Origin of the sequence: Streptomyces sp. WAC06614 (assembly GCF_003949795.1) — a bacterium.
Classification (GTDB): Bacteria; Actinomycetota; Actinomycetes; order Streptomycetales; family Streptomycetaceae; genus Streptomyces.
On the sequence record NZ_RPRY01000011.1, the window covers coordinates 33,825 to 51,105 of the forward strand.

At 71.5% G+C, this 17,281-nt stretch carries 22 protein-coding genes and 1 pseudogene; 15 read left to right on the forward strand and 8 right to left on the reverse strand.

Annotation, left to right across the window (positions count from 1 at the left end; genetic code table 11):
* Window positions 1-24 precede the first annotated feature (24 nt).
* Both EF918_RS02980 and EF918_RS37645 read left to right on the forward strand, forming a co-directional pair.
* Window positions 25-762 carry a carbonic anhydrase gene (locus EF918_RS02980; protein WP_125640102.1) on the forward strand — a complete coding sequence of 246 codons (738 nt, stop codon included), beginning with the start codon at window positions 25-27 and terminating at the stop codon, window positions 760-762.
* Between the two features lie 112 nt (window positions 763-874).
* Window positions 875-1,003: a DUF6126 family protein gene (locus tag EF918_RS37645; RefSeq protein WP_260609729.1), complete on the forward strand. Its 129-nt coding sequence runs from the start codon at window positions 875-877 to the stop codon at window positions 1,001-1,003.
* A 125-nt stretch (window positions 1,004-1,128) separates the two neighbouring features.
* On the opposite strand, the gene EF918_RS02985 is transcribed toward EF918_RS37645, so the two are convergent.
* The 5 genes from EF918_RS02985 to EF918_RS03005 form a co-directional block, all read right to left on the reverse strand.
* Window positions 1,129-1,515 (reverse strand): helix-turn-helix transcriptional regulator, encoded by a 387-nt coding sequence (locus tag EF918_RS02985; protein ID WP_125640105.1) that lies wholly within the window; start codon window positions 1,513-1,515, stop codon window positions 1,129-1,131.
* A 172-nt stretch (window positions 1,516-1,687) separates the two neighbouring features.
* Window positions 1,688-1,909, reverse strand: a complete 222-nt coding sequence (locus tag EF918_RS02990) for an alkylphosphonate utilization protein (protein ID WP_125640109.1) — start codon at window positions 1,907-1,909, stop codon at window positions 1,688-1,690.
* Between the two features lie 118 nt (window positions 1,910-2,027).
* Window positions 2,028-2,399, reverse strand: coding sequence for an ATP-binding protein (locus tag EF918_RS02995; RefSeq protein WP_125640162.1), 372 nt, complete (start codon window positions 2,397-2,399; stop codon window positions 2,028-2,030).
* 50 nt (window positions 2,400-2,449) lie between these two features.
* Window positions 2,450-2,881 carry a pyridoxamine 5'-phosphate oxidase family protein gene (locus EF918_RS03000; protein WP_260609730.1) on the reverse strand — a complete coding sequence of 144 codons (432 nt, stop codon included), beginning with the start codon at window positions 2,879-2,881 and terminating at the stop codon, window positions 2,450-2,452.
* Window positions 2,878-3,270 carry a helix-turn-helix transcriptional regulator gene (locus EF918_RS03005; protein ID WP_125640112.1) on the reverse strand — a complete coding sequence of 131 codons (393 nt, stop codon included), beginning with the start codon at window positions 3,268-3,270 and terminating at the stop codon, window positions 2,878-2,880. The genes EF918_RS03000 and EF918_RS03005 overlap by 4 nt, the downstream gene beginning before the upstream one ends.
* Before the next feature lie 256 nt (window positions 3,271-3,526).
* Between EF918_RS03005 and EF918_RS37935 the strand changes: the two genes are divergently transcribed.
* From EF918_RS37935 to EF918_RS03065, 12 genes and pseudogenes are all read left to right on the forward strand, one after another.
* Entirely contained in the window at window positions 3,527-3,661 is a 135-nt protein-coding gene (locus tag EF918_RS37935) for a hypothetical protein (protein WP_260609731.1), read from the forward strand.
* 68 nt (window positions 3,662-3,729) lie between these two features.
* Window positions 3,730-5,442 carry a SulP family inorganic anion transporter gene (locus EF918_RS03010; protein ID WP_125640165.1) on the forward strand — a complete coding sequence of 571 codons (1,713 nt, stop codon included), beginning with the start codon at window positions 3,730-3,732 and terminating at the stop codon, window positions 5,440-5,442.
* A gap of 299 nt (window positions 5,443-5,741) precedes the next feature.
* A complete protein-coding gene (locus EF918_RS03015) occupies window positions 5,742-6,011 on the forward strand; it encodes a hypothetical protein (RefSeq protein WP_125640115.1) in 270 nt (89 codons plus the stop codon).
* A 579-nt stretch (window positions 6,012-6,590) separates the two neighbouring features.
* A complete protein-coding gene (locus EF918_RS03020; protein WP_125640118.1) occupies window positions 6,591-7,778 on the forward strand; it encodes a YcaO-like family protein in 1,188 nt (395 codons plus the stop codon).
* A gap of 72 nt (window positions 7,779-7,850) precedes the next feature.
* On the forward strand, window positions 7,851-9,389 hold the full coding sequence (locus EF918_RS38955) for a TfuA-like protein (RefSeq protein WP_125640121.1): 1,539 nt from the start codon (window positions 7,851-7,853) through the stop codon (window positions 9,387-9,389).
* Between the two features lie 348 nt (window positions 9,390-9,737).
* A complete protein-coding gene (locus EF918_RS03030; protein ID WP_125640124.1) occupies window positions 9,738-11,282 on the forward strand; it encodes an MFS transporter in 1,545 nt (514 codons plus the stop codon).
* Window positions 11,283-11,326: 44 nt separating this feature from the next.
* Window positions 11,327-11,905, forward strand: coding sequence for a GTP cyclohydrolase I FolE (folE, locus tag EF918_RS03035; RefSeq protein ID WP_125640127.1), 579 nt, complete (start codon window positions 11,327-11,329; stop codon window positions 11,903-11,905).
* 11 nt (window positions 11,906-11,916) lie between these two features.
* Window positions 11,917-12,330 carry a 6-carboxytetrahydropterin synthase gene (locus EF918_RS03040; RefSeq protein WP_125640128.1) on the forward strand — a complete coding sequence of 138 codons (414 nt, stop codon included), beginning with the start codon at window positions 11,917-11,919 and terminating at the stop codon, window positions 12,328-12,330.
* Window positions 12,330-13,010, forward strand: a complete 681-nt coding sequence (locus EF918_RS03045) for a 7-cyano-7-deazaguanine synthase (RefSeq protein ID WP_125640131.1) — start codon at window positions 12,330-12,332, stop codon at window positions 13,008-13,010. The genes EF918_RS03040 and EF918_RS03045 overlap by 1 nt, the downstream gene beginning before the upstream one ends.
* Before the next feature lie 25 nt (window positions 13,011-13,035).
* Window positions 13,036-13,284, forward strand: a complete 249-nt coding sequence (locus tag EF918_RS03050; protein ID WP_125640134.1) for a hypothetical protein — start codon at window positions 13,036-13,038, stop codon at window positions 13,282-13,284.
* Between the two features lie 35 nt (window positions 13,285-13,319).
* Window positions 13,320-13,493, forward strand: a complete 174-nt coding sequence (locus EF918_RS36715; protein ID WP_185921574.1) for a hypothetical protein — start codon at window positions 13,320-13,322, stop codon at window positions 13,491-13,493.
* A 520-nt stretch (window positions 13,494-14,013) separates the two neighbouring features.
* Window positions 14,014-14,265, forward strand: a pseudogene (locus tag EF918_RS03065) (integrase core domain-containing protein); the annotation flags it as partial.
* Window positions 14,266-14,332: 67 nt separating this feature from the next.
* Here EF918_RS03065 and EF918_RS03070 read toward each other — a convergent pair.
* The 3 genes from EF918_RS03070 to EF918_RS36720 all read right to left on the reverse strand — a co-directional run bounded on the left by EF918_RS03070 (window position 14,333) and on the right by EF918_RS36720 (window position 16,027).
* Entirely contained in the window at window positions 14,333-14,842 is a 510-nt protein-coding gene (locus tag EF918_RS03070) for a stress protein (RefSeq protein ID WP_125640138.1), read from the reverse strand.
* Between the two features lie 68 nt (window positions 14,843-14,910).
* Window positions 14,911-15,432, reverse strand: coding sequence for a stress protein (locus tag EF918_RS03075; RefSeq protein WP_260609732.1), 522 nt, complete (start codon window positions 15,430-15,432; stop codon window positions 14,911-14,913).
* 418 nt (window positions 15,433-15,850) lie between these two features.
* On the reverse strand, window positions 15,851-16,027 hold the full coding sequence (locus tag EF918_RS36720; protein WP_185921575.1) for a hypothetical protein: 177 nt from the start codon (window positions 16,025-16,027) through the stop codon (window positions 15,851-15,853).
* Window positions 16,028-16,201: 174 nt separating this feature from the next.
* On the opposite strand from EF918_RS36720, the gene EF918_RS03080 reads away from it, so the two are divergent.
* The coding region (locus tag EF918_RS03080) for a hypothetical protein (protein ID WP_148141214.1) at window positions 16,202-17,281 on the forward strand (1,080 nt) is incomplete at its 3' end.

Consider the following 17,281-nt stretch of genomic DNA (forward strand, 5'->3'; position numbering starts at 1 on the left):
TCGGGGTCATTAGGTTGCTCCGGTATGAGGGCCGATTCCAAGGGTGGCGGCGGGGGTCCGGTGCGGCGCCGGTTCGTTCGGGTGCTGCTCGGGAGCGGTGCTGCTGCCGCGGGCGTGGGGCTCCTGGCCGGTGCCCAGGGGCCGGTCTCCGGTCGGGTGGCCGGGGTGCGGAAGCGGCCGCCCGATCCGGGGTCGGCGTGGCGGGAACTGGCTGCGGGCAATCGCCGTTGGCGCACGATGCACGAGCAGCATCCCGACGAGTCGCGGAGGGTGCGCCAGTCGCTGCTCGGCGGTCAGCATCCGTTCGCCGTCGTCCTGGGTTGCGTCGACTCCCGGGTTCCCCCTGAGCTCGTCTTCGACCAAGGTCTGGGAGATCTGCTGACGGTGCGTTCGGCCGGTGAGGTCCTGGACCGGGCCGTGGTGGGAAGCATCGCCTACGGGGTGCTGGAGTTGGGCATTCCGCTCGTGGTGGTCCTGGGCCACCAGTCCTGCGGGGCCGTTGCAGCCGCCGTCCACGCCGAGGCCGGCGGTGATCCGCTGCCGGGGCCGTTGCGGTATCTGGCCGAGCAGATCCGGCCGGCGGTCGACCCGGGCGCGGCTACGGACGCGCGGGTGGACGCCGCCATCACCACGAACGTGCGACGGGTGGCCTCCCGTCTGGCCCTGGTGCCGGAGCTGGCCGCCCGGGTGGCGGCCGGGAGCCTGGCCGTGGTCGGGGCCCGGTACCAGCTCGGCAGCCAGCAGGTGCACCGGCTCACCTGACCGCCGCGCTCCTCCCCCGGGCCCGGGACGATGCCCGTGCCCCCTCCCAGGGTAGACTTGCAGAGTTATGCAATTCACTAGTACGACGAACAGTCGACGCGGGGAGAGCACCTTGCCGGATCAGGAGCAGTGGAAGGCGAAGGGCGTCGCACTGCGCGCCTTCTGCTACATCGTCGGCACGCACATTTTCGCCGGGTTCGTGTACCTGCTGTTCCAGCTGGGCCAGCATGCCCAGAAGTGAGCCCGGCGGGAGCGGCCGCCCCCCGGTGTCAGAAGCGCCGGGTGCACCCGCGCCGCGGGGGGCGGCCGCCGTTTCGGGGGCGGCCGTCGCTGTCAGGGCCGGCCGCCGCTCAGGGGGCGGGCCGGCTACTGGGGCCGGCTGGCGCGCAGGTCTGCCAGGAGTTCGGCCTGGCCCTGCAGGACGCCGGAGAGGATGCCTCGGGCCACGCGCAGGAGTTCGGCGACGTCGGGGCTGGTGAGCCGGTAGTAGACGTTGGAGCCCTCGCGGCGGGTGGCGACGAGGTTGGCCTTGCGGAGCACGGCGAGTTGCTGGGACAGGGAGGCGGGCTCGATGCCGACCTCAGGGAGCATTTCGGCCACGGCGTGCTCGCGCTGGCTGAGGAGCTCCAGGACGCGGATACGGGCCGGATGACCGAGCGTTTTGAAGAACTCGGCCTTGAGCTGGTACAGCGGGGTGCTCGCCTGCGCCGTCCCGCCGCCGCCTCCGTCCGTGCTCGTGTGTGTGCTTGGCACCTCATCCACCCAAACTCTTCGCGGGGGACCCCGGGGAACGGGGTCCCTGCCAACATGCTGTGACCTCCACAATTGCAGACTCCTGCAACTGACGGACACCCGCCCGGCGCGGCAGGAGGCGAACACCCCGCTCCGGGCGTCCGGCGGCCGGCCGGTGAGGCGGGCGAGGGGGTCAGGCCTTCTTGAGGAACTCGGTCCGCAGGACCAGGCCCTTGACCTTCTTGGTGTTGCACTCGATCTCGCCGGGCCGGGAGGTCAGGCGGATGTTCTTGACCAGGGTGCCGCGCTTGAGGGTCTCGGAGGTGCCCTTGACCTTGAGGTCCTTGATCAGGGTGACCGAGTCGCCGTCGGCGAGCGGGGTGCCGTGGGAGTCCTTGACGGTGAAGTCGTTCATGCTGCCGTGTTCCTTGCCTGTCGTGGTGGTGCGATCGGGGTCGTCGGGTCGGGGAGCTCCCCCGGGTGCTCGTGGGCGGCGTACTGCCGTTCGATTGTCGTGCGCGCTTCCTCGGCTCTCACAGGGGCAGGGTGATCCAGATGCTCTTGCCCTGCCCGTCGGCGTCCGGGCGGACGACCGCGGTGCCGCCCAGTTCCATGGTCATCGCGACCACGGTGGCCAGCCCGCTGCCGGGGGCGGCGGCCAGGGCCCGGGAGAGCGCGGGCAGGTGCGGGTGGCGGTCGTGGACGGCGAACGCGAACACCCCGGGCCCGGCCGCGTAGGTCACCGTCACGTTCGGCGAGAGCGCGGCGGCGTGCCGCACGGCGTTGGTGACCAGCTCCGACAGGATCAGCAGGGCCGGCCCGACGTGCGGATGCTGCAGCCCGACGCCGATCTCGACCAGGATCAGCTCGGTGGTCTCCCGTACCACCCGGACCGCCGACGTCATCGTGGGCAGGGTGAGCACGTGCCGGTACGGGAGCGCGGGCAGGGTGGTGGTCACCGGCCGCTCCCGTCCGGGGCGAGCGGGCGGGCCAGGCGGAACCCGGAGACCGACTGGGGGTGCAGCCGCAGCACGGTGTCGTGCGGGCCGTGGGACCAGCCGGGCAGGGTACGCCGGTAGTGCGCGTCCTCGTCCGGGTCGGTGATGACGTCGGCCGGGCCGTGGGCGGTGACCGTCCAGCCGGTGCCGGCCGGGTGGCGGACCTCCTCGGCGTGGTACGTGAGCACGGTCCGCGACAGGACGAGCAGGGGCTGGACGGGGGCGCGGACGACAAGGCGCCCGTACTCCAGGACGTGGGTGGCGGGGCGGACGACGGCCGTCCCGCGCTGCACGAACACCAGTCGTCCGTGGCCACCGCCTTCGAGCAGCCACAGCGCCTCCGTGCCGGAGACCTCCAGCATCAGCCGCTGTCCGGTCGGCGCGGTCATCGAGCGGTCCTTCCCCGGACGACGCGGTCGGTCGGCATGCCCGTGCTCACGAGCCGTTCACCCGGACCTCGCCCGAGCCCTTGGGCAGCTGCGACCGTCCGGCCGGCGCCGTCGGACAGGATCCGCCGCGCGGCCGCCAGCAACTGCCCGACGTCCCCGCCGGCCAGCTCGTACACCACCGTCGTCCCCTCCCGCGTCGCCGTCACGATGCCGGACCTTCGCAGCACCGCGAGCTGCTGCGACAGCGCCGACGCCTCCACCTGGGTCGCTGCCAGGAGCTGACGCACGGGCAAGGGCCCGTCCTGCAACAGCTCCAGGACCCGTATGCGCATCGGGTGCCCGAGCATCCGGAAGAACTCGGCCTTCGCCTGGTACAGCGGAACCGTCATCCGTGACCACCACCCTCCCGACCGCCGGGCTGCCCGAGCAGCATCGAAGGCCGTGCCCGCGGCTACCTGCGGACACGGCCAGCTAAGAATGTAGCTAATTGCAGAGTTTTGCAATTCCGCGAGTACAGAGTGGACCGGGGCGGGCCCCGCCGGGTGCCGGCCGCTTCACGAATTGCATGACTCTGCAATTGCGTACATCATGATGTCGCGGCCCGCAGCAAGTGAGGCGAGAGCGGGCACGAGGCAGGAGGAGCGGGTGTGGGTTCCGCTGTACCGGGCGCAGGCCGTGCCGGGGAACGTGTCGTCCAGGCTGGTCCTGTCCCCCGATCTCCGGGAGGACCGCGGCGCCCTGGCCGATGCGGTACGCGACGAGGACGGGGCCGCCTCGTGAACCGGCTGCTGCTCCGCGTCGCCCGCCGTGGTGGGGCGCTCTTGCCGACGCGCGCCGACTTCGCGGTGATGGCCCGCGCTCCGCGCCGGGACCTGCTGGCCGGGCTGACGGTGGCGATCGTCGCGCTGCCGCTCGCGCTCGGCTTCGGCGTCTCCTCCGGGCTCGGCGCGCAGGCCGGGCTGGCCACCGCGGTGGTGGCCGGGGGGCTGGCCGCGCTGCTCGGCGGCTCGAACCTCCAGGTGTCCGGACCGACCGGGGCGATGACCGTCGTCCTGGTCCCGATCGTCGCCCGGTACGGACCCGGCGGCGTCCTCACCGTCGGGCTGATGGCCGGCGTCCTGCTCATCGCCCTGGCCCTGCTGAGAGCCGGCCGGTACATGGCCTACGTACCCGCGCCGGTGGTGGAGGGCTTCACCCTCGGCATCGCGTGCGTCATCGGCCTGCAGCAGGTCCCGAACGCACTCGGGGTGGCCAAGCCCGAGGGCGAGAAGGTCCTCGCCGTCGCCTGGCGGTCGGTGACCGCCTTCGTGGACGCGCCGAACTGGACCGCGCTCGGCCTCTCCGGGGGCGTCGCGGTGGTGATGCTGGCGGGGGCACGATGGCGGCCGACCGTGCCGTTCTCGATCGTCGCCGTGATCGCGGCCACCCTCGTGGCGCAGGTCCTCCACCTCGACGGGGCGGCACCGATCGGCGCGCTGCCCGCGGGCCTGCCCACCCCCTCGCTCGCCTTCCTCGACGTCTCGACCCTCGGCTCGCTGCTGGCCCCGGCCGTGGCGGTGGCCGCGCTCGCGGCGCTGGAGTCGCTGCTGTCGGCGACGGTCGCGGACGGCATGACGGTCGGACAGAAGCACGATCCGGACCGCGAGCTGTTCGGGCAGGGCGTGGCGAACCTGGCCGCCCCGCTGTTCGGCGGCGTCCCCGCGACGGCGGCCATAGCCCGGACCGCCGTCAACGTCCGCACCGGCGCGACCTCCCGGCTCGCCGCCCTGACCCATGCCCTGGTGCTGGCGGTGGTGGTGTTCGCCGCGGCCCCCCTGGTGGCCCGGATCCCGCTGGCGGCGCTGGCAGGGGTGCTGCTGGCGACCGCGATCCGGATGGTCGAGGTCGGCTCGCTCAAAGCCATGGCCCGGGCGACCCGCTCCGACGGGCTGGTCCTGGTCCTGACCGCCGCGGCCACGCTGGTCCTCGACCTCGTCTACGCCGTGGTCATCGGCCTGGCGGTGGCGGGGGCGCTGGCGCTGCGCGCCGTCGCGCGCCAGGCCCGCCTGGACCAGGTCGACTTCCGCGCGGACCTGCCCGGGGAGCACAGCGACGAGGAACACGCCCTGCTCGCCGAACACATCGTCGCCTACCGGATCGACGGACCGGTCTTCTTCGCCGGCGCGCACCGGTTCCTGCTCGAGCTGGCGGAGGTGGCCGACGTACGGGTGGTCATCCTGCGCATGTCACACATCACCACGATCGACGCCACCGGCGCCCTCGTCCTCAAGGACGCGGTGCACCAGCTCCGCAGGCGGGGCATCGCCGTGCTCGCCTCCGGGATCCGGCCCGGCCACCGCCAGGTCCTCGCCTCGGTCGGCGCCCTGGAACTGCTCCACGCGGACGGAGCGGAACACTCCACCACGCCGGAGGCCATCGCCGCGGCTCGCACCCTCCTCGAACGGGACGGCCTGCTCCTCCCCGCGCGTCACTCCGCGCGCCACCGCGCGCGCCCCGTGCACCACCCGCACCGCTCCGGGAAGGCTGCCGCCCCGGCGGGGCCGGCTGCGGACCGGAGCTGAGCCGATGCCGCAGGTCAGGGCCCTGCTCTGAGGACTGTTTGCGCTAAGCCCGATCGTTTCTGCGGTGAACCTGACATGGCGACGGGCGCGGCCCTGTCGGGCAGGCGTGCGGGCACGGATACATCTGGGGCGGCCCGCAGGAGTTCGTGGGCCCATCTTTCCCGATCGAGTGAAAGCAGATCCCTGTGCTGAAGAGGTCTCTCGTCGTGGCTGCGGCCGCGGCGATGACGTTCATGACGTTCGCGTCGGCCGGCGTCGCAGCGGCTGACGATGTGGTGCGTGTGGTGGAAAGTGCGGAGGTGACCATCCCGGTCGCCAGCGGCGGGTACCCGGGCCGCGCGGCGGCCAAGGCGGAGTGCCCGGCCGGCGAGACCCGAACGGGCGGCGGCGCCATGGTGACCGCGGGCAACTCGTACGCCGACCGTTACGAGCTCGGTGCGAGCATCCCCGTCACCGGCGAGGGCTGGTGGGCGTTCGCGACGAACTCCGACCCGAACGACCCCGGCAAGCTCAAGGCGTACGCGATCTGCGCCAAGGTCGTCAGGAACCCCACGCTGACCACCCCGTGACCGGCTCTGCCGTGGCCGCGGCCCGGTAGACGAGGGGCCCCTCGCAGGATGGAGGGGCCCCTTCCCGCGTTGCGGTGGACCTGATCAAGGCGTCAGTGGTGCAGCACCCTCGCGAGGGAGAGCGTCGGAGGACACATCGACCGGGCAGCAACCCCGCTGGGCAAGGGGGCGGATCGGGGTGCGTCCCGTCCGATCGGAGGAAGAAGAGGTGGGCCCCCCAGCGCCCCGGACGGGGGGGGGGACGTCCGCCCGCGAACCGGCCGGACGGGGCCGTCCCGATGCTCGGATCCGTTGCTCTCATGGAGGGGGTCAGGGTCCTGCACCCCGCAGGCCCGGCATCAGGGCCGCCTCCCCGGCCCGGAACCACCAGCAGAAGGAGCTCGCCTTGTCCGACATCTCCGTGGAGACCCAGCTGGATCTTGCCATCGCCGAGGAATTCGGTGCCGTCGCCATTCCGAACGTCACCGACTGACGATCGGCACGGTCCCGGGGCGCGCCGCACTGCGCGCCCCGGCTCTCCCTCCCTCTCCCCCCTTTCCCGGGCAGTGTCGGGAAGGGCCGACTGTCACCAGGGGACCCATGAACCTCGTGGACGCACCTGCGCAACCTTCGACGGCGGCCTCCGCCGTGCGTCTGGGGACGCATCGCACGCTTCCCCCGGAGGAAACGTGGAACCGGCTCCGGCCGGTGCTGGTCACGGCCGGCATCACCCGGGTCGCGGATGTGACCAGGCTCGACGACATCGGGATTCCGGTGTGGCAGGCCATACGTCCCAACGCGGCCAACATGTCCGTCTCGCAGGGCAAGGGCCTCACCCCGATGCTGGCACGCGTCTCCGCCGCGATGGAGGCCTACGAGCTGTACTGCGCGGAGCAGGCCCGCCCGGAAGCCGTCGTGTGCGCGGCCGCGGACCTGGGTGGGACCCTGACCTACGACCCCGGCCGTCTGGTGCTCCGCCCGCACCATCTGTGGCTGCCACCCACGCGGACGGCCTGGCTCCCGGCGCAGGACCTGCTGCGGGGCCGGCAGACCTGGGTGCCGGCCGATGCGGTCCGCGTCGACCTACGGGTCCGGCACCGCTGGGACCCGTCCGACGCCTACGCCGTCAACAGCAACGGGCTGGCCAGCGGGAACACGCTGACCGAGGCGACCCTGCACGGCATGCTGGAGGTCGTCGAACGCCACAGCCTGGCCGAAGCGCACGCGGCCGGGAACGGCATGTGGGAGGACGCGGTGTCCGTGCTGCCCGGCCGTGCCGGCGCCGCGGCCACGCTCCTGCACGCCTACGCCGACGCCGAGGTGACCGTGCAGGTCGCCGATTGCACGGGTTCGTGGGGCGTGCCCACCTTCCTGGCGCGGATCTGGTCCGCCGGCGTCCCATGGTGGTTCTCGGGTTCCGGTACCCACCCGGACGCCGACGTGGCCCTGTCCCGTGCCCTGAGCGAGGCGGCCCAGTCCCGGCTGACGGCCATCGCCGGAGCACGCGACGACCTGCCTTTCATCGCCTACGGCACGGGACCGGTTCCCTCGCCCCTGTCCCGGGGGCGCACCCTCACCAGTGACGGGCTGATCGCCGCACACCATCCGCCGCCGACGGGCCGTCCGGCCCTCCGGGACCTGGACCGTGACCTGGCCGCCCTGTTGGACGCGGCCGATGCCCGGCGGACGACGGTGCTCCGGGCCGACCTGACCCCCGTCGGCATGCGTCTGCCCGCCGTTCGGGTGATCGTTCCCGGCGCCCGCTTCGCCCATGGCGCTTGGGCGTGACGCCGTGGGCCGACTGCGCCTCGCCCACCGTGCTTCGTGCTCCCCTCACCCCCAGGACCGACAGGAACCACCATGCGCCTGCCTCCCCGCACCGTCGTGACGAGCGGCCCCACCCTCAGCCCTGGCACAGTGCGCCGGTACCTCCCGTACGCGGAGGTCCGCGGGCCCGTCGCCGCCGACCAGGTCCTCCGGTGGGGCCTGCGGGAGAACGACCGGCTGCTGGTCGTCGACGGACTCTTCCTCCAGTCACGGGCCGTCCGCCACAAGGAACTCCTCGCGCTCCTCGACGACGGCGTCCAGGTGCTGGGGGCATCCAGCATGGGTGCCCTGCGTGCGGCCGAGCTCCATCCTTTCGGCATGCAGGGCATCGGTTCGGTCTTCCGTGCCTACCGCGACCAGGAGATCGTCGGAGACGACGAGGTCGCCCTGCTGCACGCCGATGCCGACGCCGGGCACCGGCCCCTGAGCTGGGCGCTGGTCGACCTGCGCCACGCGCTCGGCCGTGCGCGCCGGCAGGGGGTCCTCGACGAGGACACCGCTGACCTGGTACTGCGTACGGCAGCGGACCTGCCGTTCACCGCCCGCGACGACTTCACGGTGCTCGCCCGGGCACGGGAGCAGGGGGCTGCGCCTGCCGCCCTCGCCCGGTTCCGCGCGTACTGCCGCAGCCGGCGGCCGAGCATCAAGCGCCGCGACGCCCTCTCGGCGCTCCGCCTGCTCTCCCTCACGGGGCCGCCGACCACGAGCCGTTCCGGGCCGCTGCCGGGGACGAGGCCCTCACGGCTGACCTACCACGGCGTTCCCGTGGCGCTGGCCGAGACGGTCTTCCTCCGCTCCTGGCGCCGGACCCCGGCAGGGGCGGCGCACGACGACCCCGCCCGCGAGGGGAACCACGAGCGGTGCGGCGCCGAGGAAGCCGTGAGCGCCCTCGCCCTGACCTGGAACGGCTATCCGTCCTTCTTCCGGGACCTCGCCGCGGAGCAGTTGCTCGCCGCCTCCGGCCACGACCGGCCGCTCAGCGGCCCGGGGTCCCCCTCTTCGTCCCCCTCTTCGGGTCGCGGCCCCTGGGCCGGTGCCCCCTGGCCGGTACTGAGCCGCGCCCTGTACGACCGGCTGGAGCACCTCGGCATGCCGTCGTCGCCCCGGGCGGCAGAACCCCACCTCGGTCTGCTCCGGCCGCGGGAGCGGGCCCTGCCCTGGCAGGAGGCGGGCCCCCTGCTGGCGACCCGCCTGTGGCGCTCGTCCAGCCTGCTCGACTGGGTGACTCCCGCCGTGGTCCACCTCGCGGACCACCCTGCCTTCCACCGTGCGCACGCGGAGGTGAGCGGCATCCGGGCCAGGGCGGACCGCAGCCCCCGCGGCACCGAGCAGGAGGTGCGGGGCGCCTGCCGCCGGCTGTTCGCCGACTGGCACGTCGAACAGGGCGAGGACCTGGTGCCCGCCCTCAGGGAGCGCGGCTTCCTCGACCTGCCGGAGCTTGTCCGGGTGGTCCGTCACCACCATGCGCTCCTGGTCGCCTCCGACCCGGACGACCCCGCCCTGCGGCCGGCTCCCGTACACCGGGGCGGACACATCGGGCACCCGCTCGGCACGGTGCGCGGAGCGGCATGACACCGATGTCTCCCTGACCGGGGGATCCATGTCCGACGTCGATTCCTGCGACAGCCCCCTACTGTCGGGGTCGGCCTGACTCGGACGCCTGCGTGGAGCAGCTCGCGTTCTTCGAGGCGGTGGGATTGCGCGCCGGGGACCTGACCCCGTCGCCGCTGCCGGGAGCGGCCGGCGTGCGCCGCTCGTCGGCCGGCCGGGTGCCGGGCTCGGTCCGCCGTGCGCAGGCGGGTGAATCGCGGCGGCGGTGCCAGGCGTGTTGGCCGGGCGTTGCGGGCGCACGGAGCCGGCCGCGCGAGGCTGGAACTCCTGTCGGCCCGGCCCGGCGGGGGAAGGAAGTCCCGCGTCACGATGGGGAAGAAACTCATCGCGATCGAGCCCCGCTGGTGGGTCGTCGTCATCGCGTCCGGCGCGTTGGCGCTCGGCTACGTCGACCAGGAAGCGGTCGCTGTCGCACTGCCCACGATCCAGCGCGATCTGGGCATGTCGCCCACGGAGTTGCAGCTCGTCGTCAACGCGTATCTGATCGCTCTCGCCGCGTGCATCGCGCTGGCGGGCCGGGCCGGGGACGTCTTCGGTCACCTCAGGGTCTTCCGGTGGGGCGTCGTCGTCTTTCTGCTCGCCTCGACGGCCTGCGGTCTGAGCGGATCCGTGATCGGGATCGTCCTCGGCCGCCTGGTCCAAGGCATGGGCGCGGCCATGATGGTGCCCAACGCCACGGCGGCGGTCATCGGCGCCTTCGATCCGCGGTCGCGGGGCAGGGCCTTGGCGTTCAGCGTGAGCATCGCCATGGTCTTCCTCACCCTGGGTCCACCGATCGGGGGACTCCTCACGTCCTTGATCTCCTGGCGAGCGGTGTTCCTCGTCAACCCCCTGCTGGGTACCGGGCTCCTGGCCCTGATGAGTCGGGTGCTGCCGGCGAAGGACTGGCCGCCTCCTACGGCGCCCCGCGGGCGGATCGACTGGATCGCCATGCCGCTGATCGTGCTGGGATTGGGTTCGCTGACCCTCGGGGTGATGCAGACCCGGCAGTGGGGCTGGCTCTCGGCCGGAGTCCTCGGCCTTCTCGCGACGGCGGTGGTGTGCCTGGTCGCCACCGTCGTGTGGGAGCGCCGGCAGCCCGTCCCCCTGCTCGAACTGGGCCTGCTGTCCCTTCCGCTCTTCAGCACCGAGGTCCTGGTGGTCTCGGCCATCCGCTTCGCGGTCAGCGGATTCACGATCTTCAGTGTGATCTGGCTCCAGGACGTGCTGGGGTTCAGCCCCCTCGCCACCGGCCTGTCGCAGCTACCGTTCCTGCTGACGCTGCTCCCCGTCACCCTGTACGCGGGCGGCCTCTTCGACCGTATCGGCGCGCGCCTGCCCGTCGCGGTCGGCACGGTGGCGATCTCGGTGTCGCTGCTGTGGATGGCGGCCGTACTCGACCGGCTCTCCTACGAGCAACTCATCGCGCCCTACGTATTGCTGGGAGCCGGCCTCGGCCTGGCCGTCAGCCCCGCGATCACGGACCTGCTCAACTCGGCCCCCGAGGGCGCCCGGGGGCAGACCTCCGGTCTGGTGCAGACCAGCCGGGAGGTCGGTGCGGCACTGGGCATCGCGGTGATGGGCACCGTCGTGTCGCACGGGCAGGCCCACCGGGTCCGGCAGCTGCTCACGGGCGAGGACACCTCCCCCGGCCGCGTCGCGGAGGTGGAACGCAGCATCGGCGCAGCGGTGGCCGATCCCGCGTCGGCACGGATCCCGGCCGGTCTGATCCCGGCGCTCCAGCACGCGGTCACCGACGCGGTCGCAACCGCCTATGCCGTCGCGGGCGCCGTCACCGGGCTGGGCGCGCTGCTGTTCCTGTGGAGGTCGTGGGCCGTCGCTCGTGCCGACGGATCCGCAAGGAGCCACCGATAGGCACGTAACGTCCTATTTATACCCTTTGTTCCTATCCTGGAACGATGGATACGACACCGAAGATCGACGTTCGAGCCGCTACCCGCTCAGCGCGCGAGTTCCTGCTCGCCATGGGCCTCTCGCTGGACTCGGCCGGTCTCCAGGACACACCCAGGCGCATGGCGGAGGCCTACCGGGAACTGCTCAGCCCCCGCCGCTTCAACCTGACCACCTTCCCCAACGACGAGGGCTACGAAGAGCTGGTGCTGTCGCGCTCCATCCCGGTGCGCACCGTGTGCGAGCACCACATGCTGCCCTTCGTAGGAACCGCCCATGTCGCGTACCTGCCGGACGAACGCATCGTGGGGCTGTCCAAACTCGCCCGGCTCGTCGAGTACTACGCCCACCGCCCCCAGGTCCAGGAACGGCTCACCCGGCAGGTCGCCGACTGGCTCTACGACAACCTGCACCCCAAGGCCGTCGGCGTGGTCATCGAGGCGGAGCACTCGTGCATGACCCTGCGGGGCGTGACCGCGGTGGGCTCGACGACCGTCACCTCGACCCTGCTCGGCAGCCTCCGCGACGACCCCAGCGCACGGGCGGAGTTCCTGTCCCTGATCGGCCTGCCCCCGCACCACAGTTAGGAACACCGAAAATGGAGCACTTCACCGTCACGAAGGTCCTGGACTTCGCCTACGGCCACCGCCTCGTCCGCTACAGCGGCAAGTGCCGCCACCTGCACGGCCACAACGGCCTGCTGGAAGTCGTCCTCGACTCCGACCGGCTGGACGACAAGGGCATGGTCATCGACTTCGGGCAGATCAAGGAGACCGTGGGCACCTGGGTCCGCGACCACCTCGACCACCGGCTGATCCTCTGCAAGGAAGACCCCCTGATCCCGCTCCTCGAAGCGGCCGGCGAACCCGTGTACGTCATGGCGGACAACCCCACGGCGGAGAACATCGCCAAGGAAGTGTGGAACAAGGCCAAGGCCGAAGGCCTGCCCGTCTGTGAGACACGTCTGTGGGAAACCCCGACGAGCCTTGCCTGCTACCGCGGAGCACGGTGATGGGAACGGTTGCGGTACTCGCCAGCGGGGGTCTCGACAGTTGCGCCCTGGTCGGCGACCTCGCCCGCCGGCACACGGTCCGCCCCCTGTACATCGCGTGCGGTCTCGCCTGGGAGCAGGAGGAGCGGCTCGCTCTCGACCGCTTCCTCGCCGCTCTGGACTCGCCCGCCGTCGAGCCCGTCACCGTCCTGCCGGCACCTGCCGCGGCCCTCTACGGCGAACACTGGAGCATCACCGGACGCGGTGTTCCCGGATGGCGAGCACCCGACATCGAGGTGGAGCTGCCGGGCCGTAGTCTCCTGCTCCTGACGACGGCAGCCGTATGGTGCTCACGCCACGACGTCGAGGAGATCGTGCTCGGGACACTCGCGGGCAACCCGATGCCCGATGCCTCACCCGCTTTCTTCCAGGACTTCGAGCGCTGCCTCAACACGGGCTTGGCACCCCACCGGATCGTGATCCGCCGCCCCTTGGCCGATCTGGCGAAGGACGCGGTCATCGCCGCCTTTCCGGATCTCCCGTTGCACGAGACCCTCACCTGCATGGCCCCCACGCACGACGCGACCGGGGTACTGCACTGCGGCGCCTGCAACAAATGCGCCGAGCGGCACGACGCCTTCCGACGGGCGGGCATCGCCGATGCCACGCGCTACCGAAACGACCCCGGTACGGGCGCGTGAGCGGGCGACGGGGGTCCACGACCGATTGACCGAAGCGTTGGTCGCCTTCGACAGCGCCGCCACGGGCGCGTCCGATCGCGGTGCGTTCTCGATCGAGGTGACCGATGAAGCAGGTGAGCTGGTCGGCGGGTTGACCGCACGGACATGGGGCGGCCTCTGCGGCATCGAGCTGTCGTGGGTGCGGGAGGACCGTCGCAAGGACGGCTGGGGCAGCAGGACCGGGACGACGACTCGGCGGTCGCCCGGTGCCGATCTTGCAGGTAGGTTGGCGTGAACCGATCCGGATGACAGGCCAGGGGGAACGTTCGCGTGAACGATGACGAGGTCAGGCGCGCCGTGGCTCGGGGGATCAGGGACTACGAGCGGTCCCGGCCGAAGCCGAAGGGTGTGATCGACGAGGCGTCCGGCGCCGCTTGCGGCTGCATCGTGATGTTCGTCGTGCTCCTGGTCGTCATGGGAATCGTCGTGGCCTGCAACACCTAGGTGTAATGACCACGAGCGTTGTTGACAGTGTTCTCGATCCCAGCAGGTCCTCAGGACTGGCGCGTCAGCGTGTCGAGGTCGGCGGGGTACCTGGCTGCTCTCCGCAGCGAACAGGTGCGCCGGGCCCGGAAACACGATGTCACCGCTCGTCATAGTGATGGACCTCACTCGACGTGAGCGGGAGCTGCCCCTGTCGCGCGATGGTCCCACGCGAGGGCGTCCGCCCAACGCCCGGCTGCTATCGGTGAGGGTGCCCGGCTGGGTCGGGATCGTGGTCGGCGGCCCAGCTGGCGAGGATGCGCAGGGCGTCTTCGGAGTCGCTGCCCGGCTCGGCGCCATAGGCGAAGAGGATGAGGCCGTCGGCGGGTAGTTCGTCTTCCGATCCCTCGACGTCCCGGCCGCCGACGAGATCGGCAACATGTTCCAGTACTACGGCGACTTCGACCGGGAATTCACCGGGGCCCGCGACCTGACCACGGCACAGCAGCTCAACCCCGGGCTCAAGAGCTTCGACGCCTGGTTGGCCGACAACATCGCGCACATGAACTGAAGGTCGGTTCCCTACCGCCCGCAAACAAACGGCAAGGTCGAGCGCCTGAACCGCACCCTGCTCGACGAGTGGGCCTATGTACGCCCGTACTCCAGCAATGCCGAACGCACCGACGCCTTGGCGGAATTCATCCCCACGTACAACCACCATCGCGGCCACACCGCGCTTGGCGGTCAGCCGCCCATCAGCCGAGTCAACAACCCTGCGGGTCAATACACCTAGGGCATGCGGCCGGCTCCCTCCCGCCCGGGGTCCGGGCGGGAGGGAGCCGGCCGTGTGGAGGTGGCGTCTACCAGGAGCGGTTGAACTTCACGTACCCGCCGTTGCGCTCCCACCAGCCGGTGAAGCCCCAGTTGATCCAGCCGCCGTCACCCTGGTTCGTGAACTCGCCGGACTCGAAGATCCACAGGCCGTAGTGGATGTTGCCCCACTGGACGTTGGCGTAGACCCGGGTGCCCTGGAAGTGGTCGGCGTAGTTCTGGCTGAGGTTGAACAGCATCACGTTGTGCCGGCCGCCGGCCGCCTGGAAGGCCTTTTCGATCGCCTGCTGCACGAAGCCGCCCCGGTCGTCGGTGCTGATGCCGCGCAGCGCGTCGGCGATCGCCTGCCCCCGGCCGAGCTGGTCCATGGAGACCTTGACGGTCACGCTCTTCGCGGCGGCCGCGGGCTGAGCCGCGTCGGGGGTGGCGGTCCGGGAGAGGGCGGCCGGCCGTTCGGCGGCCTGGGCCGGGAGAGCGGCGGCCCCGGTCATCGCGAGGGCGGTCAGAGCGATCGAGGCGAAGGCGGTCTTGCGACGCATGGCGGGATTCCTGTTCTGTCGTGTTCTGTTGTGGCGAGAGGAAGCAGGGGAGGACGAGGCGAGGGGGCTCACCAGGAGCGGCGGAAGGTCACATTGCCGCCGTCGCGGTCGAACCAGCCGCGGAAGGCCCAGTTGATCCAGCCGCCGTCACCGTGGTTCGTGAACTGGCCCGACTCGAAGACGAGCACCCGGTACGTGCCGTGCACGCCGCTGACCTTGGCGTCGTAGACCACGCCCTGCAGGTGGGTGGAGTAGCGGTTGGCGTCGTTGATGACCATGACGTTGTAGCGCTGCCCGGCCTCGTAGAACGAGCCTTCCATGAGGGACTTCACATAGCCCGAGCGGTTCTGCCCGCGCTCGACGGCGTCGTTGATGATGTTGTACAGCCTGGCGGTGATGTCGACGATCGCCGTGACGGCGTCCACCCGTCCTGCCGCGAACGTGCCGGCCTCGCCCTGGGCCGCGGCCGTCACGGCCTTCGGCGCCGCGGGCGCCTCGACGGCGAAGGAAGCGGTGGCCGGCAGCAGGACGCCCGCGAGGGCGGCCGAGCTGACGAAGGCGAGGGCGAGGCGCTTGCGCACAACAGACACGACATTTCTCCTATTTATGGATGATTCGGGCATTGATGGCCCGGGGGAACTCCGCCGCCGCGCCGGGAAATTGCGAGGGGGGAGAGGGAAGGGAAGAGGGGCCGGGGCGGAAGGGGACCGAATATGGCCGAATTTCGGCGAACCAAATCGGCTGGCCCCTCTTTCGCCCCGTACAAACGGCAGACCGAATATGCTGCGGAGCTATCGGCGGGGTGTCGTCACCACGAAGTGGTGAGGTGTGCCGCGGGATCGTCCTGGCAGGGGCGGTCGCCGTGACGCGCGACCGGGAAGGGGGCGGGGACCACGGCCCGTCGGCGCAACAGGACCGAGCAGGACCAGGCGCAGAGCAGCAGGATGGCGGGCCACCAGGCCAGATGACCCGCCCCGCGTCTGAGGAAAGGATTCACCGTTGCCTTGTCTAGAGAATCGGGGGGCAGTACGTCCACTCGGTGTCCAGGGGCCCGTTCTCGCAGGGGGCGAAGGCCGGGGCGGATTCCGTGGCGCGCGGGTTCTCGTGCGCCGACGCCCCGGCCGCGAGGCCGCCGGACACGACCGTCGCCAACAACGCCGCACAGAAGAACCGGGTGAACTTCATGCTGCACTCCTGAGGTCCTGAGAAACGAAGCGGATCCCTCGCCGGGATTGCGGTGACCGGGAATTTCTTTCTCGGTAATTCCCGATGACTCAAGAATGGCTCGACCCCGGAACCCCGGTCCAGGTGGAGCAGCCCTCAGCAAGGTGCGTGGCAAGAAAGAGAGACCTCCCAAATATGGACATACATGAGCATTTAGCCCCGGCGGGCCAGGCCCCGGACACACTCGGAGCGTCCGCGCTCCGCTGCTACACCCGCCTGCTCGAACAGGGGCCGACATCACCCACCGCCCTGGCCTCCCAACTCGGCCTGGACGAGGAGGACGTGCGCCGGGCCGTCACCGACCTGACCCGCCACCGCCTGGTGGCCAAGGATCCCGACGACCCGGGCCACGGCCCGCTGCGCGCGGTGAGCCCCTACACGGCCACCGCCGAGCTCGTGGGCCCGATGGAGAACGCCCTGCGCCGCCGCCTGGCCGCACTCGAACGCACCCGGGCCCGGCTCAGTTCGCTGATCCCCCTCTACGAGGAGACGTACCGGCGCGGCACCGACACCTCGGCCGTGGAACTGGTCGAGTCCCGCGACCGGGTCATGCTGCTGATCTCCGACGCCGCGGCCCGCTGCACCGAGGAGGTGCTCACCGTCCAGCCCGGCGGCGGCCGCCCGCCCGGCCACCTGGAACGCGCCCTGCCCCGGGACCTGGAGATGCTGCACCGCGGCGTACGACTGCACACCCTCTACCAACACACGGCGCGCTACAGCCCCGGGACCCAGGAGTACGTCCAGGCGGTCACCGCGGCCGGCGCGGAGGTCCGCACCCTCGGCGAACTGTTCGGCAAAATGGTCGTCTTCGACCGCACCACCGCGTTCCTGCCGGCCTGGGACAACCCCGACGCGGCCGTCGTCCTGCGCGAACCCTCCGCCGTCGCCTTCCTCCGCTCGGTCTTCGCCACCGCCTGGAGCCTCGCCGAACCCTTCGCCGCCTCCTACACGGCCGCCACCGCGACCCAGCTCCAGGACACCATCGCGGCCCACCTGGCCAGCGGCGCCAAGGACGAGCTGATCGCCCGCCGCCTGGGCATGTCCCTGCGCACCTGCCGGCGCCACATCGCCGACCTGATGGACGATCTGGGCGCAGCCAGCCGCTTCCAGGCGGGCTACCTCCTCGCCCTCGGCACCCACCCTCACCCAGGCCCCCCGCCCCGCCCGGGCCCCACGCCCGGACCAGGCCAGGCCTGGCCTGGCCTCGCCTGCGGG